12 protein-coding genes and 4 pseudogenes are annotated in these 18,365 nt (G+C 36.8%); 2 read left to right on the top strand and 14 right to left on the bottom strand.

Annotated features, from left to right (window positions below):
- Positions 1–301: 301 nt before the first annotated feature.
- Entirely contained in the window at positions 302–724 is a 423-nt protein-coding gene (locus J2S19_RS06975; protein WP_307339218.1) for a hypothetical protein, read from the top strand.
- Positions 725–1,010: 286 nt separating this feature from the next.
- Here J2S19_RS06975 and pruA read toward each other — a convergent pair whose 3' ends face one another.
- From pruA to J2S19_RS06910, 14 genes and pseudogenes are all read right to left on the bottom strand, one after another.
- Positions 1,011–2,558 carry an L-glutamate gamma-semialdehyde dehydrogenase gene (pruA, locus tag J2S19_RS06970; protein ID WP_307339216.1) on the bottom strand — a complete coding sequence of 516 codons (1,548 nt, stop codon included), beginning with the start codon at positions 2,556–2,558 and terminating at the stop codon, positions 1,011–1,013.
- Between the two features lie 289 nt (positions 2,559–2,847).
- A complete protein-coding gene (locus J2S19_RS06965; RefSeq protein WP_370875095.1) occupies positions 2,848–4,047 on the bottom strand; it encodes a CamS family sex pheromone protein in 1,200 nt (399 codons plus the stop codon).
- A 33-nt stretch (positions 4,048–4,080) separates the two neighbouring features.
- A complete protein-coding gene (gene ligA / locus J2S19_RS06960) occupies positions 4,081–6,087 on the bottom strand; it encodes an NAD-dependent DNA ligase LigA (RefSeq protein WP_307339212.1) in 2,007 nt (668 codons plus the stop codon).
- Between the two features lie 39 nt (positions 6,088–6,126).
- Positions 6,127–6,339, bottom strand: a pseudogene (locus tag J2S19_RS23825) (hypothetical protein); the annotation flags it as partial.
- A gap of 71 nt (positions 6,340–6,410) precedes the next feature.
- Positions 6,411–6,540: pseudogene (locus tag J2S19_RS23820) on the bottom strand (hypothetical protein); the annotation flags it as partial.
- A 126-nt stretch (positions 6,541–6,666) separates the two neighbouring features.
- Positions 6,667–8,154, bottom strand: coding sequence for a reverse transcriptase domain-containing protein (locus J2S19_RS06950; RefSeq protein WP_307339209.1), 1,488 nt, complete (start codon positions 8,152–8,154; stop codon positions 6,667–6,669).
- Positions 8,155–9,094: 940 nt separating this feature from the next.
- A pseudogene (locus J2S19_RS06945) lies at positions 9,095–10,138 on the bottom strand (3'-5' exonuclease); the annotation flags it as partial.
- Between the two features lie 100 nt (positions 10,139–10,238).
- On the bottom strand, positions 10,239–11,744 hold the full coding sequence (locus J2S19_RS06940; RefSeq protein ID WP_307339207.1) for a reverse transcriptase/maturase family protein: 1,506 nt from the start codon (positions 11,742–11,744) through the stop codon (positions 10,239–10,241).
- 643 nt (positions 11,745–12,387) lie between these two features.
- Positions 12,388–13,161 (bottom strand): annotated as a pseudogene (locus J2S19_RS06935) (UvrD-helicase domain-containing protein); the annotation flags it as partial.
- A gap of 347 nt (positions 13,162–13,508) precedes the next feature.
- The gene (locus tag J2S19_RS06930) at positions 13,509–13,661 is read right to left on the bottom strand and encodes a hypothetical protein (protein WP_307339204.1); all 153 of its coding nucleotides are present in this window, start codon (positions 13,659–13,661) and stop codon (positions 13,509–13,511) included.
- A 105-nt stretch (positions 13,662–13,766) separates the two neighbouring features.
- On the bottom strand, positions 13,767–14,450 hold the full coding sequence (gene pcrB, locus J2S19_RS06925) for a heptaprenylglyceryl phosphate synthase (RefSeq protein ID WP_307339202.1): 684 nt from the start codon (positions 14,448–14,450) through the stop codon (positions 13,767–13,769).
- Between the two features lie 266 nt (positions 14,451–14,716).
- Positions 14,717–15,022 (bottom strand): YerC/YecD family TrpR-related protein, encoded by a 306-nt coding sequence (locus tag J2S19_RS06920; protein ID WP_307339200.1) that lies wholly within the window; start codon positions 15,020–15,022, stop codon positions 14,717–14,719.
- A 73-nt stretch (positions 15,023–15,095) separates the two neighbouring features.
- A complete protein-coding gene (locus tag J2S19_RS06915; protein WP_370875094.1) occupies positions 15,096–16,103 on the bottom strand; it encodes a DUF3048 domain-containing protein in 1,008 nt (335 codons plus the stop codon).
- A gap of 73 nt (positions 16,104–16,176) precedes the next feature.
- The gene (locus tag J2S19_RS06910) at positions 16,177–17,919 is read right to left on the bottom strand and encodes an adenine deaminase C-terminal domain-containing protein (RefSeq protein WP_307339196.1); all 1,743 of its coding nucleotides are present in this window, start codon (positions 17,917–17,919) and stop codon (positions 16,177–16,179) included.
- A 105-nt stretch (positions 17,920–18,024) separates the two neighbouring features.
- On the opposite strand from J2S19_RS06910, the gene J2S19_RS06905 reads away from it, so the two are divergent.
- Entirely contained in the window at positions 18,025–18,336 is a 312-nt protein-coding gene (locus J2S19_RS06905) for a YgaP family membrane protein (protein WP_307339194.1), read from the top strand.
- Positions 18,337–18,365: the final 29 nt, after the last annotated feature.

The following is an 18,365-nucleotide window of genomic DNA, read 5'->3' as shown; positions in this document are numbered from 1 at the left end:
ACACAATCTGACAAACGGAACAAATGACACTTAATTCTCACTCCTTAAAAATGCATAAATATACACTATATTGTTGTTTTTTTGCAATATACAAAAGAATACATTATATCTATTCACAAAAATTTATAAAATTAAGTTTTGAATTTTTTAAAAATCTAGTAGAATTTTGTCCAATTTATGTAAAAATTTACAGGTTACTTTTACACATTTATTAGAAGAAGAATTACTCTTTTGTTCTAGCTGTTAAAAAAATTACATGTTAGTATTACTAATAAATATGTTTCAATCAGGAGTGGCAAATTTGAAAAAATCCCTATATATTCTTGGTATTTTCTTAATTATTATCGGTTTTGTAGGTCTTATAAATCATCTTTCTATGTTGAATCGAGCGATTAAAGCTGAGCAAGTAATGTATGATACCTACAATCCAAGCTTAATATTAGTTCAATTAGCTGGGACAACTACCCCATATCTTACTTGTTTAATAGGTGGTGGCCTAATACTAGCAGTTGCTGTGTTTATAACCGAGTTTCAAAAACGTACAGAAGCCTCTATCCAAATAATAGATATGCTAAATGAAAAACGCTCTGTCGTTAATAATCAACAGAGCGAATCTTCAGATACTCAAAACAAGGACGATCAACCAAAGTCGCAAACAACTGAGGATGCGAATATAGCAAATCCCGATAAAGGCTATGACGGCCGCTTTTATTGGAAAGGATAAAAAAAGAGATGACTAAATGAGCATGTGTGTGCCTCATTTATCTGACACCAAGTTACTTGAATCTGATTTAAACAATAATGTATTGAGTAGGTGTCGAATGGAGGAATTCTAATTGAAGACGGTTTGTTCATTAACTTATTAAATGGAAAGGAACGACTAAATCTAAGGAATATATGGGTGAAATTGATAAATTATTGATGATTTATTTTAAGGAGAACACCTAAGAGATTTAGTCGATACCGCCAATACGAGTATGTTATAAAGGTTTTATAAAAATTGTCTTGTATTATAGCATTTCTGATGTTGTTTTAGCTTGCATGTGTAGCAGTAAATAGTCAGGTCCACCTGCCTTAGAATCAGTGCCAGACATATTAAACCCTCCAAATGGTTGATATCCGACAATCGCACCTGTACAACCGCGATTAAAGTACAAATTACCAACATGGAAGTCTTCTCGAGCCTGTTCAATATGCTCACGATTATTCGTTAGTACGGCACCAGTTAATCCATATTCAGTATTATTTGCAATGCTAATCGCATCATCAAAGTCCTTTGCCTTACAAAATGCAACGACTGGACCGAAAATCTCCTCTTTCATAATCTGAGCATTTTTATCTACATCAGCAAATATCGTCGGTTCAATAAAAAACCCCTTTGACTTATCACTTGTTCCACCTGCTACCAATCGTCCTTCTTTCTTACCGATTTCAATATACTCACAAATCTTTTCAAAGGCGGCTTCATCGATGACAGGTCCCATAAACACTGTAGGTTGTTTCGTTTCCCCGACAGTCAATTGTTTCGTTATGTCTACAACACGTTCTAACACATCATCATATACATCTTCTATAATGACAGCACGTGAACAAGCTGAACATTTTTGCCCAGAAAAGCCAAATGCAGAAGCAACAATCGATTTTGCCGCAAGTTCGAGGTCTGCTGTAGAATCGACAACAATCGTATCTTTTCCACCCATCTCTGCAATGACTCGCTTTAACCATATTTGACCATCATGAACTTTTGCAGCACGTTCATAAATACGTATACCTACTTCTCTTGAACCCGTGAAGCTAATGAACCTTGTTTTTGGATGGTCAACTAAGTAATCCCCAACCTCAGCTCCACTTCCGGGTACGTAGTTAACAACACCTTCAGGTAATCCTGCCTCCTCTAATACCTCTAAAAATTTTGCTGCAATCACTGGTGTTGCACTGGCTGGTTTAAGCAAAACTGTGTTTCCTGTTACAACAGCAGCTGCAGTCATCCCTGCCATAATTGCAAAGGCAAAATTCCATGGTGATATTATAATCCCAACCCCTAAAGGAATATAGGTATACCGATTATATTCAATTGGGCGACTTTCAACTTTCACTCCATCTTTTAATTGTAGCATCTGTCTGCCATAATACTCCAAGAAGTCAATGGCCTCAGCAGTATCAGCATCTGCTTCATTCCACGGTTTTCCAACCTCTTTCACTAGAAGGGCCGAGAATTCATGTTTCCGTCGACGAATAATCGCTGCCGAGCGGAATAATATATCTGCTCGCATTTCCGGCTTCGTCTTCCTCCAAGTCTCAAATGTTGCTTCAGCCACCTGCATTGCTTTTTCTGCATGCTCTTGTGATGCCTTTGAAACTGTACCAATAACCTCTTCCTTGTTTGCTGGATTAATCGAAACGATACGCTCTTTTGTTTGCACTCTTTCCCCACCGATAACAAGTGGATAATCTTTACCGATATACGACTCCACAGTTTGTAAACCAGCTAGAAATTGTTGTTGATTTTTGACGTTTGAAAAGTCAGTAAAAGGTTCATGTTTATAAGGTACGACCATTATTTAACGCCCCCTTGTCATTTTTTCATCAAAACAACTGCTATTCAATTTTTGAAGCCAAGACTACTAGGAACGTCTCTTGTTCATTCGTATGCAAGGGGAATGATAGAAATGATTATCAATTCGTATCTAGTAACATAGTCTGTTACCGTCACAACTAATCAGATAAAAAAGAGGGCAAACTCGTAAAGGTTCAGACCTCTCTCAAACATATATATAGATTACAAACTGCATTCTATATATGTGTTTGGTGAATGTGTCAAACCTTAATGAGTTACCCTCTTTTTCATTATTTATAAATATGAACAGTTGGTTCGTCCTGTTTCGGTTCTCTTAAAATGAGCGCTTCTTGACCTGAATTAGACATGATGTTTACTTCAAGTGATATATAATCCGGAAAATACTCCATGACCTCGCTCGCAACGAATTGGGTAAAGGCAATAACTTCCCCTTTTGAATAAAATTGCATCGGAATTTCTATGTCAATATAATTCATTTCTCCGTTTTTATAGAAAGCTTTTCCGATTACACCTGTGTAGTTCGGAAAAAAGCTCTCAATTTCACCTTTAAATTGGTCAAATCTTTGGGCATCCTCGCGATAATCCTGTGTCCCTCCTGGAGAAGGGAAGAAAACATAATCTTCGTCAATTGTTTCCCATTTACCAAAACTATTACTGCCTTGCTTTACTTCAGCTTTAGCAATAAAATTTCCTGGTACAATCGACTTTTTTTCTTCTTGCTCATAAATTGCAAAAACGATTGGCACATTACCGACACCTTTTGTGTTTCTCATACGTTGTAAAACTTTCTCAGCTATTTCCTTCCCTTTCTCTAACAATACATCTCTTGGTATCTTATGCTCACGTTCAAATCCATCTTTTTGCTTGTAGTAATGAACGGAATTCATCGCAAGCCCTATCACCATCCCATCAAGTTGAATCGCATCATCATCTTTTCGGATAAGATAATTGTGTTCAATAATATGAGCTAAATAGATAGGATTATCTTGATTTCTCTGCTCGAGTGTAGATGGTTCACCCTCAGGCAGGGCAGGATTTAAACCAAGTTCTGTATACTTTTCATCCTTTTTCTTTTCATCGAGCTCTGCTTGTGCAACCTTTGCTTCTTCAGCAGTTTTTTGCCTTTTTAACCAGCTGTTGATGACATCCCCTTTTAAATATTGTCCTTCTTGAAACAAATACGTATCAGGAGAAAATGTATCTTGGGCAATTCTCATTAACCCTGTTTCAAATTCATCAATATCAAGCCGTGTATTTAAATTTTCAGCAACGACACCACGAGCTTCCCCTGGTTTATAGCTAGGTTCGCCTTCTTTTTGACTTAATGGCGTTTGATAATAACCCGCTTTATTATATTTCGGTATAATCGCCTGTTCCTTAGAGTCGTCTTCCGTTTCCTGCACGATTTCTTCTTGCTCTCCAAAGTTAGGTGCACAAGCAGTTAATACAAATATACTTGATAGCACCATTACTAATATCCTTTTCAAGTGTCTCAACACCTCTTATTTATTTAGTTCATCATATAGGCGTGCTTCATCCCATATTTCAATGTTTAAGTCCTGTGCTTTTTGTAGCTTGCTTCCTGCAGATTCGCCTGCAACAAGTAAATCGGTACTTTTACTTACACTTCCAGTAACCTTACCACCTAGGGCTTCGATTCCTTCTTTTGCTTCATTCCTCGATAGTTGTTCGAGCTTTCCTGTTAATACAACTGTTTTACCTGCTAAATAGGAATCACTTTCTTCTGGCTTAATGAGTTTAGGTCCTTTATAAATTGTATTTATGCCAAGAGCTTGTAACTCTATTATTAATTTCTGTACTTCCGGATTAGCGAAATATGTGACAACAGCATCTGCCATCTTATCACCAATTTCATTAATCGCAATTAAATCTTCTATGGAAGCTTGCTTAAGTTGGTCAATCGTCTCGAACTGCTGAGCTAAAGTTTTCGCAGCCTTTGCACCGACATGTCGTATTCCTAATCCAAATAAAAGTCTTTCTAATGAGTTTTCTTTCGATTGTTCAATCGCACGCAGCAGATTATCTGTCGATTTTTCGCCCATTCTATCTAGATTCATTAACTGTTCCTTTGTTAGGCGATAAATATCAGCAACATCCTTTATTAGTTGTTCCTGAAATAGCTGTTCGACAACACGTTCTCCTAATCCGTCAATATTCATTGCATTTCTTGAAACGAAATGAATTAGCCCTTCTTTTATTTGTGCTGGGCATTTCGGATTAATGCATCGTAAAGCTACTTCTCCTTCAATTCTCACGAGTTCACTTTCACAAGCAGGACAATGTGTTGGCATCGCAAATGTCTTTTCTTCACCTGTGCGCAAATCTGTTAGGACATTCACTACTTCAGGGATGATGTCCCCAGCTTTTTTGACAACAACTGTATCTCCAATTTTGATATCTTTTTCTCTAATTAAATCTTCATTATGAAGTGAAGCACGTTGTACGGTTGTACCTGCTACCCTTACTGGTTCCAGAATCGCAGTAGGCGTAATCACACCTGTACGCCCTACACTAAGCTCGATATCTAGTAGCTTCGTCATAACCTCTTCTGCAGGGAATTTGTATGCGATAGCCCAACGTGGACTTTTAGCAGTGAATCCTAGTTCTTCTTGTTGTTGTAATGAGTCTACCTTTATAACAATTCCATCAATGTCATACGCAAGTAAAGCTCTCTTTTCCTGAATATCATTAATAAGCGTTAATACTTCTTCAATATTTTCGCATAGTCGCCGCTCTTTATTTGTTTTAAAACCAACTTCCTCTAATAAATTAAGTGCTTCACTATGTCTTTCAACACCCGTTCCACCTAAATCAGCTATACTGTATACGAACAAATCAAGGTTACGATTTGCAGCAATTTTCGGGTCAAGCTGTCTGATGGAGCCGGCTGCAGCATTTCGAGGGTTTGCAAATGGCTCTTCATCATTTTGCATTCTCATCACATTTAGCTTTTCAAATGAGTTTTTTGGCATAAATGCCTCGCCACGGACTTCGAATGATAATGTTTGCTTTAGTCTTAATGGCAATGAGCGGATCGTTTTCAAATTTTCTGTTATGTCTTCCCCTGTAGTACCATCGCCACGGGTAGCACCTTGCTTAAAGAGACCATCTTCATAACGCAAAGAAACTGCTAACCCATCTATTTTTAGTTCTACTACATATTGTACATCTTCCCCTACTGCTTGTTTTACACGACGGTCAAAATCGCGTAAATCTGTTTCATTAAATGCGTTTCCTAAGCTTAACATTGGTGTACGATGCTCCACCTTTTGAAAATTATCTAGAGGCGCCCCACCAACTCTTTGTGTAGGAGAATCTGCTGACTTAAGTTCAGGATAACTCTCTTCAATTTTTAATAACTCCTGCAAAAGGCGGTCATATTCCGCATCAGGAACACTTGGTTTATCCAACACATGATATTCATAATTATATGTGTTTAACAGTTCATGTAATTCTTTTACTCGGTTTTCTGCTGACTGTTTGTCCATTCGGAGGTCCAATCCTTTCTTATGAACTTACAAATCCTTTTACACACGATTGATTGGTGCAAACTTAGCAAGGAGGCGTTTAATGCCAACAGGGCTTGGGAAAGCAATATCCAGCTCCATTCCTTCACCAGAACCCTTCACACTGACTACCGTTCCAGTTCCCCATTTTTTATGCTCGGCTTTATCTCCGACAGCCCACGGGAGGTCATCTCCACCTGTAGCTCTTGCTATTGGCCTCGATACAGGCGGGCGCTTTTCAACTTTGCGTCCTGAATTCATAGAGGATGCAGCAGGTGCTGCTTTCTTCTTCATACTATTATTAACATCTTCTATTAATTCATCAGGTATCTCAGCAATAAATCTTGATTCAGGATTAATATTTGTACGTCCAAATAGTGTACGCATTTTAGCATTTGTTAAATATAGTTCTTGTTCTGCACGTGTTACGCCAAATGGTGATAGGTAAACCTTTGATATTATCTCTAGTTTTTCCCCCACCCCACACCGTGCGTGCGACTTTCACCGCACACGGCGTTCCATCTAATTAACAGGTTACAAAATACGCCTAATTGAATTTCGTTATAGTTTTGCAAAACCACAGTATTTCCTTAGTTTATTGAGTTCTTTTAAATTAATATAAGCTGGTAGTCGTTCTAACGTAAGGTTTTTATCATGAACTAGTTTATGACTTGTTTTAGATAGTAAAATCAGGTTTTTGTATTCATCCTTACCACCACGGCTTAACGGAACTTTATGATGAATCTGTATTTCTTGCGGTGGTATTGTTAAATATTCTGTACCAAGTAACGGCTCTTTCTTTCGGCTATTTAGTAGGCTCGGAATATAAATCACATTCGCAGAATTACGATCAGTGAATACTCGGTTTTCAAAGAAATGCTTTACCCATTCCAATGATTTATATCTTTCATTGTTCGGGTACCATAGCTTATTTACCTCGTACATATAATCGTTCGTATTTTTAATACTATGTTTCCTCATATCCCAGACATCGAGTTTAATTCCCTTTATTGTAAAATAAATTGTCTCTCCTACTTCTTTCTTAATGCCGAATTTATTTCTTCTCCTATCTCTGAGTTTAATTAAGAGAAGTTGTATTCTGCTAATCAGCCAAGTTAAATTGGTACAAATATTAAAGTATTGGAATATTCCTCTGATATATATGATAAAATAGTCAATGTTGTTATTTCTGAGACTCCATTCGAGTCTCTTTTTTGTTTCTTTCCATATTCTCGTTTGATTCTTTGGTGAAATTAAAAATGAACCTCTTTTATCTGAAAAAGTTTTTTTAAGTTTATAACCAAGGAATTCAAGTACCGTTTCCCCATTTAAGGTAATCAGTTTTGTTTTCTCTTGATTAATCTCTAATTCATTCTCTTTACACCAATCCTCAAATATCATTATCGCATCATATATATCATATTTTCCTTTACTAATTAGAATGAAGTCATCAGCATACCTTACGATTTTTACTACTCTGCGACTACCCAACCAATTAAAGTAAAACTCCCTGCCACGTTTGTAATTCTTGCTATGATTCTTAAAGATATTTGGATTTTGAATAATCTCTCGACCATTGTTACGTTTAAATCCATTTACTTCATTTAATCTTAATTCAAAATCATGTAGCATTACATTCGCTAACAAAGGACCTAAGATTGTACCTTGTCTAAGACCAGTACCTTTATAGGTTTCTTTTGGCTGGATTAAATCAATCCACATCAATCTCTTCACACATTTGAGAAATGCCAAGTCATGAATGTTATGGTTTATTCTGAGTTTATCTAAAACCTTATCAATTTTCACTGTATCAAAGTAATTTTTCAGGTCACAGTCATAAATATGACCTTCATTATTAAATTGAAGACTAGTTGCAATATATGATAAACATTCTTGAGCATTTCGATTTTTCCTGAAGCCAAAGCTTTCTGGATTAAACTGTGCTTCTAAGATTGGTTCCAAGATATTCTTTACGCATTGTTGTGCAATTCTATCGTAAATATTAGCGATACCAAGGGGTCTAAATTTACCGTTCTCCTTTGGAATCATAACTTGTCTGGCTTTGCCACGAATTCTTCCGAAAAGTCGATATTTAATCTGTCTTATGACTTCCTCAATATCATTTTTTAGTACATCCTTCAGACCATACCATCCGGTCCCGGTGTTTTACTCCCTTTATTCCCGCTAATAATTTTAATAGAACACAGAATATTTCTTTCCTCAATAACTAAATGCCATAAGTGGTTATGCCTCTTGTTTTCTAACGACTTTTCAAAGAGTTTGATTTCAATATCATTAATACCATATCGATATATATCCTTATCTTTGGTTTTCAATCGACATCGCCTTCTTTCCATAATGGATAGCGATTAACCTGTTCATTAGACTTGGGGCCTTCCCTCCACTCTTTATTATCAGAGTTTCATTGGTACTACACCCCTACTGCCATCCCTATTCATAACTCTTTCACAGCTTAGGCGAGCTGTTCCCCAAGTTATTACTCATTCGTTAGGGACTTCTGACGTTCCGAAACTGCTAGGTATATAACTATACTTAGGTTCTGCCTTTACCCCGATCACTCTCATTGAAGAGTGAAGCAACCCATTAGCTTCATCCATCATAGACCGTACGATATCTATTTTGGAAAGTAATTAATTCGGCCTCATTTCTAAGGTCGGCTTTGCGAGGCGTACATTCAGCAGTTCGTCATTGATTATCAAATCCTAACCATATATAGCTCCCTATCCGCATCACTTTCGCAGTATGTTTAACCTTTCCTCAGCTTAACCTGTTAGGGCTACTCGATGCGACTTCACCCCGCTTCACACGCATTCGTTACCAAACACGCATGGGGGAGTCTTAATAGCCATCTAGTCATGGGATTTATTTTGGGTATCCCACCGTGGTCTCACAGTTTCAGTTGTTACTAACTCAAGTTAGTCCAGACAATCCTTCGAGTTACCTCGATTTCTGTCTAACGTCACGCACCGTACATTAACCTTCTTTCTTCCTCCATCTCATCCTCTTCCATTAGAGAACGACTATGCGGGAAGACTCCTTCCTCAAGTCCGACTAAAAAGACAACCGGAAATTCTAGACCCTTTGCTGAGTGTAACGTCATTAGAACAATCGCATCATTTTCACCTTGTTCATCTTCTTCAAGCTTATCAATATCTGAAACAAGGGCTAAATCAGTCAAAAATGCTATAAGACTTTTATCTTCATTTTGTTTTTCAAATGTTTGGGTAACAGATAAAAACTCATCAATATTCTCAAGTCTACTTTGAGCCTCTAATGTCTTTTCCACTTGGAGCATTTCTCGATAGCCAGACTTTTCAATAATTTCCTCTGCAAGCTCTGTTACAGATAAATAATCTTGCATATTTCCTAAGTTTCGAATTAATTCACGAAATTCGACTAAGGCATTGATAACTCTAGCACTAACACCAATTTGCTCAATTTCATCTAACGCCTGAAATAGTGAAATATCATGTGCAATCGCGTAGTTAGCAATTTTGTCTACAGAAGTTGAACCAACACCACGTTTAGGTACGTTAATCACACGAGTTAAACTAATATCATCATCAGGATTTGCTACCAACCGCAAATATGCAAGTAAATCTTTAATTTCTTTCCTATCATAGAACTTAATCCCACCGACGATTGTATAGTTTATATTTGACTTGAGTAATACTTCCTCTATAATCCGTGATTGTGCATTCGTTCGGTATAATATAGCAATATCAGATAACTTTTTCTTTCCTGAGCCAGTTATTTCTTTAATTTTACCCGCTACATATTGACCTTCTGCAGCCTCATTATCTGCACGATAATATGAGATTTTTGATCCTTGAAGGTTCTCTGTCCATAATTTCTTTGGCTTCCGATTTGAATTATGTTTGATCACTTCATTAGCAGCTTCTAAAATTAATTTAGTCGATCGGTAATTCTGTTCAAGTAGGATGACTTTCGCTTGTGGATAGTCATTTTCAAAGGAGAGAATATTCGCGATATCTGCTCCACGCCAACGATAGTTAGGTAGGAACCTAGCGCCTTTTCACATTGCTGTGACAGGTCTCCAAGAACCCCCTTCAGAACCGTACGTACTCGTCTCCGAGTATACGGCTCGCCACTTACATTTTATCTATCCTTTTTAAACTGTATGGTAGATTATCAACTTCTAATATACTTGCATGGTTTTTCATCGATAAGGGCTCGTGAAAAAAATAGACTATCTTTTCCCCTTGTCTTGTTTCATAAGGGACCCCCCAACGTTGACCATCTCTATACTTTTCTTTTATTTTCCTTATACTTGTTCGATATTTTCCTGCGAGTGTTTTTAGGCAGCTATACTCCATCACATAGCGTAATTGAGACATTTTCGCTGAGACATTATTTGCTAAACGATAATAGCTATATAAACTACGCAGCTCAGCATTATAAGTTTCAACAATTGCTTTTGGAGTATACTTAATGAGCTCAGGACGATGGAGGATTTTCCAATTCTTCTCACTAATATCTTTCACCATCTTATGTTTCGTGATGACCTTTTCGATTGTTCCATCAGGAATAGAGAGCCTAATTTTACACTGATTCACTCTATTGGTATGATTAATTCCCTTCATAACCTTAATAGAATACCCAAGGAAGTTAACAGGCTTGTTACTATTTGTGATAAGTTTTTTTTGCTCTGTTAAGTGTAAATTTAGTTTTTCTTTAAGAAAGTCTCTCATTTTATCCTCAAGCAATTTACAGTCTGCTTTATTGCCTTGAACACCTACTATGAATTGGTCAGCATACCGGACATACGAAAAGCTTTTATATCCTTTACTTCCTTCACCAGGATAAGGACACTTAGGATTCATCGCTGCATTATTTTCGCGGTTTCTCATGTCGTTTATTTTATTCTCCATAATTTCCTCACGACTATTAGAGTTATCCACATCAAATTCCCTTTTGAGCTTGTCCATCATATATAAGTCGAATTCATTAAGATAAATATTTGCAAGGATTGGACTGATTCTCCCACCATGTGGTGTACCACTATATGTTTGATTGAATGTCCAATTCTCAGTATAGCCTGCCTTTAAAAATTTCCACATTAATCTTAAAAACTTCTCATCACATATGCGTTTTCTTAATAAATTTATTAAAATATGATGGTTGATGTTTTGATAGAAACCTTTTATATTTCCTTCAATAAACCAACTAGCTCCATTGAAGGCTTGTTTAACTTGTAATAATGCAGTATGGCAGCTTTTCTTAGGTCTAAAAGCATGTGATGCTTCAAGAAAGTATGGTTCATAGATGGCGTCTAATAGCATTCTGCAAATTTCTTCTACAATACGGTCGGTTATTGATGGTTGCTTGTTATCCTTGTTTCGAGGAGAAGAATTCTTAATAGGTTGTGGCTGATAACTTTCATCTTTAAGACTTTCAATAATTGATGTGATCTGTTCCTCGCCAAAACCAACAACCGGTACCCCATTTGCGCCGAGTCCTTTACGAACAAGAATATTTTCATAAGCATGATAATAAAAGTTAGGATTGTATAGATTTCTGTATATTCTTTTAAAAGTGTAATCTTTTTCATTTGCTTTTTTGGATAGATTGTATAAAACATTTTCAGAACTTTGCATAGAGCATTTCGCTCCCTTCCTCGTTGTTTATACAATGTAAGCTGCTTCCCTTTGCCATGTACAAGGTTTTCCCATGCTCAGACTACTACGGAAGCTCCGTTACCATATTGGATATTCAGCGTCATCTTCCTTGTCTTCTGACTTGGAATTTATCACCGTTAAGGGCATTTCGCATAGCTACACTACTTTAATAGCACTCCAACTTAGGTAATCCCCATTTAGTATATTGTAGTTTGGCTCGGTAGGTTATCGGAAGGAACGTTCGACCTTTCCATATCTTAATATGTGTGTCAATCCTCTTTTCGAAGAACATAAGGAAATAAGTATCAATTTAGTACTAATCCTCAAGTGTAACAGTAATAATTTTCATCTACACGGATTGATGTTAGGTTCCAGATAGCTTTCCTAACAGGCGACCATACTCCCACTCGGTCTATTCTTTAAGCAGTTTAGCCTTCTTCCTTATACCTTCCTTTTATATCTCGCCATTCAGTCGCAACTATATGCTATCTAAGTTGACTTATGACTTTAACAGACATGCTACACTTCCTCTTTGGTTTCCCGCTGAGATAAGTCTGCTGATATATTAGCTGTTCTATACTAATTCACCGCCAAATGGTGAAAAACTACAATACCCTTATGGGCGCACAATTGATTGGTCTGAATCACCAACAACACAAAGATTCTGGAACCGTGCCGCTAATAACTTAACTAACATATACTGTGCTCTATTTGTATCTTGATACTCATCTACATGGATGTATTGGAACTTGCGTTGGTATGATTCTAATACTTCTGGAACACGCTTGAATAATTGAATTGTTGTCATAATCAGGTCATCGAAATCGAGTGATTGGTTTTTCCGAAGTTTTCTTTGATAATCTTTATACACGTCACTGACAATTTGCTCATAGTGACTTGCAGCTGTACTTTCATATTCATCTGGGGTCAGCAGTTCATTTTTAGCACTACTAATTGAGCCTAATAAACTTCTCGGTTCGTATTTTTTAGGATCTAAGTTTTTTTCTTTTAGGACTGCCTTAATCACTGACAATTGATCAGTCGTATCAAGAATGGAAAAGTTTCGGTTAATCCCCATTCTGTCAATATCTCGACGTAAAATCCTTACACACATAGAGTGAAACGTAGATATCCATATGTCATCAGCACCCGGTCCTAATATGTTTTGAATTCTTTCTTTCATTTCTCGCGATGCTTTATTTGTGAAAGTAATCGCAAGTATATTCCAAGGTGCCACTCGCTTTTCTGTCATTAAATATGCGATACGATGCGTTAAAACACGTGTCTTTCCACTACCTGCTCCAGCCATAATTAATAATGGGCCGTCTGTTGCTTTTACCGCTTCTTGTTGTCTATCATTTAATCCTGTTAATAATTGTTCTGATAAGAATTGCAAACATTACACCACCTTATTACGAATATATGTTCTATTTTATCAATAACCCTTCAAGAATTAAACCTATTAATACAGGCTATTTTCATAATTTTGTTACTAGAAAACGTCTTAATAAATGCTCTATATACCTGAACGGAGAGATGTCTCTTGACCACAAGTGGTTTGTGTTGATATTTTGAGATTTTAAAAGAAGGCTGTTTTCGTAAACATAGTTGCTTTTACCTGAGTTGTCGTTTAGGGTTTGTCTCCTCTTGCAGTACTCGCTTTCCTCGGGGTGGGTGGTGAGCCTCATAGCTCCTTGCGGCTACCCTTTATCAAACTTCAGGTCATCTCCCTACGATAAGTCATCATCGATTCGCCATTCGGCTCATCGTGATTCCTTTGGTCTTAGTCGATGCCCCTCCAGTTTGTACGTCGATGGGCAAGCCGCCTACGCTTTTCGTACTCCTCAGCGTAAACGCCTGCTCACGTCTCCCACGAATCCCGCAGGAGTCTCGCACTTACGCTCCAACAAACCCTTAAAAATGTAAGTGCAAAAAGCCACAATCTTTTAGAATAGAGCCTAAAAGAAAGAGTATGAATAAACTCTCTTTTCCAAACATAGATTATTTTATCGCACTTACCGTTAGAAGTGCAGCATCAAGATTGGAATAAATGACATTCCCTACAACAACAACATCTGCATGTTCTGCAAACATCTTTGCCTCTTCTGGGGTCGTTATCCCACCTCCATAAAATAGCTTTGTGTTCGATAATACATTCTTCGCTTCTTCTACTAAAGATAAATCACCTAACTTACCACTGTATTCTAAATAGAAGATTGGTAAATGAAAAATATTCTCCGCTACACGAGCATATGCAACGACATCATCGCAAGTTAAGTCTGTATTTGCTTCAGTCAGCTTAGCTGCCTTACATTCTTCATTTAAGATACAGTAGCCTTCAACGATAATTTCATCCCAATTCATAATTTCACCAAATTCCTTCACAGCCTGCTGATGTAACTCTACAATCCATTCAGGTCTCTTACTATTTAGTACAGTAGGAATAAAGTATAAATCAAAACCAGGTATGATTGAATCAACTGTTGAAACTTCAAGTACACATGGAATGAGATAGCGGCGAATACGAGACATTAAGTTTAGCACATTATCCTCGGTAACATTATCACTTCCTCCTACCATAATCGCATCTGTGCCAGATTCACAAATCTTTTCTAAAGCCTCATCACTTATTTCTTTATCTGGATCAAGCTTAAATACATGCTTCCACTCATTAATATCATACATGCCTATAAACCTCCATTCAAAACTCCATTTCACTATTATAGCAAAATACATACTAGCAAAACACTATTAGTCAACCTACAATTACTAGTCTTTACTTAACGATTTGAGGTCAATAACATGAACATCATTTTATCTTTTAGACAAGCAAATGTTCATTTCCTAAGCAATAAAAAAGAGGGAAACTCATAATAAGTATCTTCCCCTCCAACAAATACTATATATAGTATTTGAGGGGAAATCACTTGTTTAGAGTTACCCTCTGCATCTTATTCAGTTTCCTGTTTATTATGGACACGTTCAAGAGCCATTTGATAGGCATCATTTCCATAGTTTAAACAACGTTTTACTCTCGAGATTGTAGCAGTACTTGCACCAGTTTCAGTCTCAATTTTATGATACGTATTACCTTCTCTTAACATTCTGGCAACTTCTAATCTTTGAGCCAGTGATTGTATTTCATTTACAGTACAGAGGTCATCAAAAAATCGATAACACTCTTCTAAATCTTTTAAGGATAAGATTGATTCAAAAAGCTGATCAAGCTCTCTTCCCCGTAACTTGTCTATTTGCATAACCATTCTCCTTTTATATGTAACAATTGTCTGTTAGAGTAAGCTGTACATAACCTCTAAATCATCGTGATTACTATTCAATAACACTTTCTTCAAGGTTTGGAACGATGTTAATCCAAGTTCGACCTGGTACAAATTTAATAATCTCACCATCTTTTATTGGCACAATTCGATTATCAATGTTTTTCCACTCAACTTCCTGCTTCAAACCTTTTTGCATTAAGAACGCTTTTCCACCTGATATGAGGTCAATTCCTCTTCTCCCATAATCATCAATATACTCATGTTCCATCTCTACTACAAATACATTGCTTAGTTCAATGGATTTTCCACTCTCTAAATCAACTGTTTGTTCATTATTACTATATCTGCTATAGGTTTGTTTTGTTTTGTCATATTCGTACGTTACTTGCCACTCTGGAGATTTATGATATTTGATAACAAACTCATTTAGTTCATTTCCCTTAAGGCTTAGCAATTCCTCTTGTGTATAGAATTGAAATGGTATTACTTCTTTCTCTAAGGTAAAATTATTCTCTTTAGCACCTTTTTGAATGTGTTCGAACGATATATATGAGTTATGAGGTGCTTTACGATGATCTGCTCTCCAAAATAACGTGCCATCGTAAAAAAGTCCATTTAAATAATCTGCTTCACCTGATTCAAGCTTTTGCCTAGCAGAAGGACTCCAACCATGGTGAACATAGAGTGCTTCAAACCCTTTGCTTAAATCGATATAATAATCCCTTGCACTACGAACAGGACCTATAACGTCAGGTATGTCACTTTGAAATACAGCTAGAAATCTTGTAATATTGCCTTCAGCAAGTACTTCGTATACAAGGTCTGCTTTATGAAGACCAGATTGTGGTCTTGCTTTCGGATGATTATTCACCATCACAGCAATCGGCCTTTGGTTCTTCGTGTCACTTTCCACCTTTAAACCGGTTAGAGGATAAACATCCTCCTCAATTATTTCTGTTTCTTCAAATTCAGTAGGTTTAGCTTCAACTGTTTTGTCCTCTAAATTGACGATACTTTGCTTTTCATCCTTGTTGCAAGCGCTTAATATACATAACATGATGACTATTAGAAATACGCTAGATCTTTTCTGCAAACGAAACACAACCTTATCGCTTTTTCACTTTTATATTTTAACGCATTATTGATGGAAAGAGTACCGTTTTTTTCATTACATCAAAAATACCTTTCGGAGTTATTCGAATATATGGCAAATGTGTAGATGAGAAAAACAATAGAGAATATATTGGGTCATCAAATTGGTATCCTCTATCTTTTAATAATTGATTTAATACTGTCTGTTGAGATATCACTTGTTCTAGGTCCTCACTTGATGCACTGCCATTAAGTTGTAGTGGCATTTCCAACGTTATTTGATTATCCTCCGCTAAAACAATACCTCCACCAATCTCCTTCATGCGTTTGAAAGCAGCAATCATTTCTGCCTTCTTTTTCCCGATAATAATAATATCCCCAGTTGTTGAATAGGAACTCGCAAAGCCTTGAATATTTTTAGCAAATCCTTTAATAACAGTATTTACTCTCCATTCACCATTACGGTCTATTAGAGCAAGGAAACATTCATCATGCTTAGGTGATAGTTCATTGACAGAGCTATCAATAGCGATTGAATATGGCTCCATAATAACAGAGTTTTTCATCTTCATACCTAATGGCATTGAAAACTGCAAATCATCAATTGAGAGTTCCCAGCTGATTTCCGCTTGATTTAACCCATAATCAGACCAATTGATCGTGTCGTTTAATTTACAATGCTTACCGTCTTTTGTAATCCAGTTACCTTTTGCCATTACAGAGGATGGTGTAGGATTATCAATAGAATCCAAAATATTTAAAGTTGCTATTCGCCCAGGCGCAATTACTCCTATTTGGTCCTCAAGCTGATAATATTTAGCAATATTATATGTTGCCATATGATAGGCATCAATTGAAGGTACATTCGCTTCTAATGCAATATCGATACATTGGTTAATCATGCCGTCTTGATAAAATGTCGGTGTTGCACCATCTGTTGTGTAATATAACTGGTCATACGAAGTTAACCCTTCATCCTGAACCTCTTTTATTAGTTTAGACAAGTCCGGTCGAATTGAAGATTGTCTTAATGCTGCAGTATACCCCATTTTCAGTCGATTTATCACATCTTTACCATTCATTGATTCATGGTCACTATCAACCCCAAATAGCTTCATTTTCAATAATGTATTTTCTGAGGCTCCAGGGAAATGCCCTTCAATTTTCTTACCTCTCCGCTTCGTCTCTCTTAGCCAATATAAAATCCAATCATCTCCTGCAACAAGCTTAGGCCAGCTAGTCAGCTCTCCTGCTTGTATGACTGTTTTATGCTCTAGCCACTGCTTTAAAAAATCATGCGAGAAAATGTTCTCCTCTCCATGTACCTCTGTTTGCAAATCGAATCTTGCCCACCAATAAAAATGATAAGGAAGCTTTCCAACGTCATCTAAAAACGTAAGCGCTTTCTTTTTGTTGTATTGTAAAAGGAAGAAAAGATTATCACCTATAAAAGTTGTTGTACCTGTTTTTGATACATAGTTCGCTAACGATTGGGGATTATATAATTGAAATGGATGTGCATGTGGTTCAATATAGCCTGGAACAATTACTTTATTTGCACAGTCAATCATTTCAGAGTTTTTTGTTAACTGTGGCAACTGATTTCCGACATAAACAATTCGGTCGTCAGCAATCCATACATGACCTTTAATCCATTGTCTTAAGAATGAATTAAGGATTGTTGCATTCTTAAGCACAATAGTCGGGGCAAGCTTGTTAGTAATAACGTCTATATGCTTACGTATTTGACTTAACTTCCATGGAAATATTCTCTCGGGCATAGAAAACCCTCCATTTTAGATTTTGATCCTATGTTAACATAGGTAGTTTATGGATGCATTAACAGAATGTTGCATTTGTATGACAAATTTAGGAAGGGGATAATCATGAGACCAAATATCGGGATCGTAAATGCCTTAATCCGAATTACATGTGGGTTAACAATGCTTGCATGGTCAACTTCTCGTTACTGTAAAAAACCTTGGAGAGAGTCCTATTTAGTTATTATGACGCTTGCAGCTATGAAAGTCGGCGAGGGAATTTTACGCTTTTGTCCGATTACCTACCTCTTTGAACGTACCGACTTCTCATTTTTCAACAACAATGATGATTATGAGGATGAGGATTATATAGATGGAGAATATGTGGAAGATGATGATACGATCGTGTACGAGCAGGGTGCTGAATCAGAATATTAAAAGGGACTGGCGATAGCCAGCCCCTTATT

This window comes from Metabacillus malikii, assembly GCF_030813355.1.
In the GTDB taxonomy this organism is placed as follows: Bacteria; Bacillota; Bacilli; order Bacillales; family Bacillaceae; genus Metabacillus; species Metabacillus malikii.
This window is presented reverse-complemented; position numbering and strand designations above follow the sequence as displayed.